This window comes from Methylobacterium sp. J-070, from assembly GCF_022829385.1.
In the GTDB taxonomy this organism is placed as follows: domain Bacteria; phylum Pseudomonadota; class Alphaproteobacteria; order Rhizobiales; family Beijerinckiaceae; genus Methylobacterium.
The window spans coordinates 1-4,124 of the sequence record NZ_JAKSXX010000037.1 but is presented as its reverse complement, the minus strand read 5'-3'; the positions used below and the strand labels follow the sequence as shown (position 1 = coordinate 4,124).

Annotated in this window: 2 protein-coding genes and 2 pseudogenes; 3 read left to right on the top strand and 1 reads right to left on the bottom strand. The window is 67.3% G+C overall.

What is annotated here, in order from left to right; translation table 11 throughout:
- Positions 1 to 388: pseudogene (locus tag MKL01_RS01530) on the top strand (methyl-accepting chemotaxis protein); the annotation flags it as partial.
- 243 nt (positions 389 to 631) lie between these two features.
- On the opposite strand, the gene MKL01_RS01525 reads toward MKL01_RS01530, so the two are convergent.
- Entirely contained in the window at positions 632 to 3,049 is a 2,418-nt protein-coding gene (locus tag MKL01_RS01525; RefSeq protein ID WP_243903476.1) for an EAL domain-containing protein, read from the bottom strand.
- A 459-nt stretch (positions 3,050 to 3,508) separates the two neighbouring features.
- On the opposite strand from MKL01_RS01525, the gene MKL01_RS01520 reads away from it, so the two are divergent.
- Both MKL01_RS01520 and MKL01_RS01515 read left to right on the top strand, forming a co-directional pair.
- Complete coding sequence (locus tag MKL01_RS01520; RefSeq protein ID WP_243903475.1) at positions 3,509 to 3,751, top strand: DUF6894 family protein; 243 nt, start codon at positions 3,509 to 3,511, stop codon at positions 3,749 to 3,751.
- 119 nt (positions 3,752 to 3,870) lie between these two features.
- Positions 3,871 to 4,124, top strand: a pseudogene (locus tag MKL01_RS01515) (hypothetical protein); the annotation flags it as partial.

The window sequence follows — 4,124 nt, the reverse complement described above, 5'->3', positions numbered from 1 at the left end:
CGAGGTGAAGGCGCTCGCTGAGCAGACCGCCAAGGCGACCGGGGAGATCGCTAGCCAGATCGGTCAGATCCAGACCTCGACGAGCCAGGCGGTCGCATCGATCGCGGGCATCACCGGGCGGATCCGCGAGATCAGCGGCGTGGCGACCTCGATCGCCGCTGGCGTGGAGGAACAGGGGGCGGCGACGCAGGAGATCGTGCGCAACGTCAGCCAGGCGGCGATGGGCACCGGCGAGGTGACACACAACATCGCCGGCGTCGCGAATGCAGCCGAGGAGACGGGCGCAGCCGCGAGCCAAGTGTTGGATGCGGCCTCTGAACTGTCGCGCCAGTCCGAGCACTTGGCGGCCGAGGTCGGACGCTTCCTCGCTACCGTGCGAGCTGCGTGAAGCAGCTGTGGCCGAGGTTTACCTGCTATCACAGCAAGCCAGGATGGCGCTTAACGCCTTGCCAAGGCCCTAGAACAGGCCATCAAAGCCAGCGCGGACCAAGATCCGCGTTGGCCGCAGATCCGGGCGATCGCGAGCGATGCCTCAAGACCCAGCAGTTCTGCCGTCCGTATCTACGAGGTCGATGCGAGCAACAGTTCTGCCGACCGTTCCCGATCGTTCAACCCCGATACCGCGTCGAGCTTAAGCCATAGCCCGCAGCGGCTGTTCGACAAACAACGCCCGCAACCGGGCCAGCTCCAGCTCCGACACACCCAGCACCGCTGCAGGGCGCGCGAACAGGTAGCCCTGCATCTGCTCGCAGTGCAGCTCGCGCAGGATCGCCAGCTGTTCGGCGGTCTCGACCCCCTCGACCGTGACGTGCAGGCCGAGGTTGTGCCCAAGGTTCACGATCGCCCGCACGATCGCCAGCGTGTCGGCGTGCTGACCCAGCCGGCGCACGAACGACTGATCGACTTTTAGCTTGTCGAACCGGAACTGCTGTAGGTAGCTCAGCGACGAGTACCCGGTGCCGAAGTCGTCGAGTGCCAGCCGCACGCCCAACCCGCGCAGCCGCGTCAGGACCGCGACCGCTGCCGCCGCATCCTGAATGAAGACGCTCTCGGTGATCTCGACCACCAGCCGCCCTGGGGCGAGGCCATGACGGGCCAGCGCCGCCGCGATGAGCGCCGGGACGTCGGACTGCCGGAACTGGGTCGGCGAGACGTTGACCGACACCCGCCACGGCTGCGGCCAGGCGGCCGCGGCCGCGCAGGCGGTGTCGATCACCCACGCGCCGATCCGCCCGATCAGGTCGGCCTGCTCTGCCAGCGGGATGAACTCGGCCGGCGAGACGAAGCCGCGATCCGGGTGCTGCCAGCGGATCAGCGCCTCGAAGGTCTCGACCTCTCCGGTGCGGGCATTGACGATCGGCTGGTAGAATAGCCGCAGCTCGTCGCGGTCGATCGCCCCGCCGAGCTCGTGTTCGAGCCGCTGACGCGCCTGCAGCTGAGCGTCCATTGCCGCCTCGAAGAAGCGTACCGCACCCCGGCCCTCGTCCTTGACGCGGTACAGGGCGGTATCGGCGGCACGCAGCAGCGTCTCGGCCGTGCTGCCATCCCCGGGGTAGAGGGCGACGCCGGCCGAGGCGCCGATCTCGACGCGGTGATCATCGACCCGGAACGGGCGACGCAGACCCTCGATCAGGCGACCGGCGATCTCAGCGATCCGCTGAGGCGCGCGCGCGCCGGTGAGCACCACCACGAACTCGTCGCCGCCGACCCGGGCCAGGGTATCGCTGGGGCGCAGTTCGGTCAGCATGCGTTTGGCCGCCTGGACCAGGAGAGCGTCGCCGGCGGCGTGGCCGTGCAGGTCGTTGACAGCCTTGAACCGGTCGAGGTCGAGGTAGATTACCGCGACGCCGGTCCCGTCCAGGGCGGCGGCGTTGAGTGCCGGGCCGAGGCGCTGCTCCAGCAGGTAGCGGTTGGGCAGGTCGGTCAGGGCGTCGTGCAAGGCGAGGTGGCGGATACGGGCCTCGTCGCGCTTGCGGTCGGTGAGGTCGCGCAGGGCGACGGCGGTGGCGGGCTTGCCGCCGAACTCGATGGTGCGGCAGGACAACTCGACCGGCACGTGCGTGCCGGCGGCGGTGCGGATCTCGAACTCCTCGGGTCGCAGATCCTCCGAACGGCAGCGCATGCGCCGCAGCAGCGCCGGGACGTCGGCCTGTGAGAACAGGTCGAGCACCGGCCGGCCGACGATCTGGTCGGGGGCCATCCCGAACAGGCGACCGCCGGCGTCGTTGACCTCCAGCACTTCGCCGTCGCGATGGATGAACAGCACCTCGTGCGCGAGGTTGCTGAGCAGGCGCATGCGGCTGAGGTCACGCCGATCACGTTGTGAGAGATGCTGCTGCAGCGCTAGGGCGACGAGGCCGGCGATCAGCACCGCGAGACTGACGGCAGCGACCGTCAGGGCGAGCGAAGTCGAGCCGAGCACGTAGCTCTCGCCTTCCCGCAGCGCGATCGGCGCGACCGTGACGGCGGTCATACCGGTGAAGTGCAGGCCGCAGATCGCCAGAGCGAGCCAGCCGGTGACCTCGATGCGGCGGCCGAAGCTCGTCAGCCTGCCGGCACGCGCCAGGGCGAGGATGGAGAACGCGACGCTAACCAGGATCGAGGCGGCGACATAGTCGGGATCGAACAGCACGAGGCTGGAGGCGGCCATCGCGTCGACGCCGAGATAGTGCATGCCGGTGATCGCGAGACCGAGCACGGTGCCTGCCAGCACGATGCCGAGCGGGGCGGTGGGCAGCCGCCGCCACAGGGACAGGGCGGCCAGGGAGCCGGCGATGGCCACGACGATCGAGGCGGCCGTGAGGTCGAGGTCGAAGGCGACCTGCGCTTCGGTCCGGAACGCCAGCATGGCGACGAAGTGCAGCGACCAGATGCTGCCACCGAAGATGGTAGCAGCCGGAACGAGAGCTCGAAGCAGCGAGCGGGAACTAGCCTCAGCTCGCGCGATCAGGGTGACGGTCGCGAAGCACCCGAGGGCGCAGATCACGGCCGAGAGCGCGACGAGGCGCAAGTCGTGCTGCTGCGCGACACAAGTGAGGACGCGGATCATGGCTTACTCAGTCCGGACGACGTCGAGGGGCCGCCATCTCACGTCATAGAGCCAAGATACCTACTGGATCGGTCAGTAACTTGAACGAGTTAAAGCTGTGGTTGAAAGACAGTGAAAGCCTACAAGAAGTTGTGCAGCTAAGCCGAGAGTCGTGGCCGATCGATGGGGTACGGGAGAAGGGGTTCGGTAGGTACGGGCTGGTAGGCCTGAAGGTAACGCCCTTCTCGATCAGCGGCTGACTCCTGTCCCCCGCACTCCCCCGTTTCTCCCTATCCGCGGCTGATAGGGGCGCTCGGGCAGGCTTCTCCCCCAGCCTTCTCGATTAGGGCTTGTGCCTTGCCGTGTGCGCCCAATTCGGGCCGACGTCGGGCGCCGCAACGCTTGGGCTTGATGAACCTTGAATACACACGCCAGCGTTGTGCAGCGCAGGCAGATAGGTTCAGTATCGCAGGAGGGCGGATGCCACGCTACTTTTTCGACGTCCTGCACGATGGTGAGGACGTGACGCGCGACCACGATGGGGTCGACCTGCCCAACCTTGAGGCGGCAGAGATCGAAGCCTTGGAGATCTGGAAGCGTATCCTCAGGGAGCGCACCGCAGGGGCCACAGACCCGTTCCACTGGCACGTGGCCATCCTGGATGAGAATGGGACGGCCTTGGCTAAGGTCCCCTATCCATCCGATCTCGCGACCGAAGCATGACACTGGGCTGAGGGTTCGGTCCCGCCCACACCTTCAGTGCGTGTGGTGCGATACCTCCGCTCCTACCGTGCCGCTGCCGTCAGCAACCGTACCTGCCGAAGAAGGGCTTGTGGCCTCGGATGTACCGGCACATCAAGGAAGTGCTGGCCGACAACGACGTGGCGGCGGCGAACTACATCTTCAAATGGGTCGCCTGGGCGGTCCAGCACCCGGCCGAGCGTGCGCAGGCCGCTCTCGTGTTCAAGGGCAAGAAGGGCACCGGCAAGGGTACGCTCGGGAACGCTCTCTGCCAGATCTTCGGTCAGCACGGCACGCACATCAGCAGCGCCGAGCACCTGGCCGGGCGGTTCAACGGGCACCTGCGCGACGCCTG

Coding starts and splice junctions, on each gene's coding strand:
- MKL01_RS01525 (WP_243903476.1), bottom strand. CDS start 3,049: ATGATCCGCGTCCTCACTTGTGTCGCGCAGCAGCACGACTTGCGCCTC.
- MKL01_RS01520 (WP_243903475.1), top strand. CDS start 3,509: ATGCCACGCTACTTTTTCGACGTCCTGCACGATGGTGAGGACGTGACG.